Genomic DNA, 610 nt, shown 5'->3' on the forward strand with positions numbered 1-610 from the left:
CGATGACCTCGGAGCAGATTATCGATGGCGTCAGCCGTAATCAGCTGGATCTGGGGATTTGTTATCTGCAGCATCTGGATGAAGGTCAGTTCAAGATTGCTCGCTTGCCGCAAACCCGGATGGGGCTCCTGCACGATAAACGCCATTTCGACTTCAGCGCCGGGACGCCGGGATGGGAGACGCTGGCGACGCTGCCCCTCGGGCAGGACGTGATGGTCTGGCTCGGCCACTCCTCCTGGTACCTGCAGCTGGCGGGAAAACGCATCCTGATCGACCCGGTGTTCAGCGATTACGCGGCGCCGTTCTCTTTTATCAATAAAGCCTTCCCCGGCGACTATCCGTGGCGGGCGGAAGGGATGCCGGAGATCGATCTGCTGATCATCTCCCACGAACACTACGACCATCTGGATTACGCCACCATTCGCGCCTTACTGCCGAAAATTAAGCGGGTCATTACGCCGCTGGGGGTCGGATCGCATCTGCGCTACTGGGGAATGGACGGGGCGCTGATTACCGAAGCGGACTGGCAGCAGGCGGTACCGGCCAGCGACGAGCTCACCGTCCACGTGCTGCCGGCGCGGCACTTTTCCGGCCGTGGGCTGAAGCGTAA

The 610-nt window shown here is 60.8% G+C and carries 1 protein-coding gene; it reads left to right on the forward strand.

The window, feature by feature from the left end:
* Positions 1–2: 2 nt before the first annotated feature.
* A partial coding sequence (locus ABD481_RS46765; protein WP_425559444.1) for an MBL fold metallo-hydrolase occupies positions 3–610 on the forward strand: 608 nt, incomplete at its 3' end.

Origin of the sequence: Catenulispora yoronensis, from assembly GCF_039531695.1 — a bacterium.
In the GTDB taxonomy this organism is placed as follows: Bacteria; Actinomycetota; Actinomycetes; order Streptomycetales; family Catenulisporaceae; genus Catenulispora; species Catenulispora yoronensis.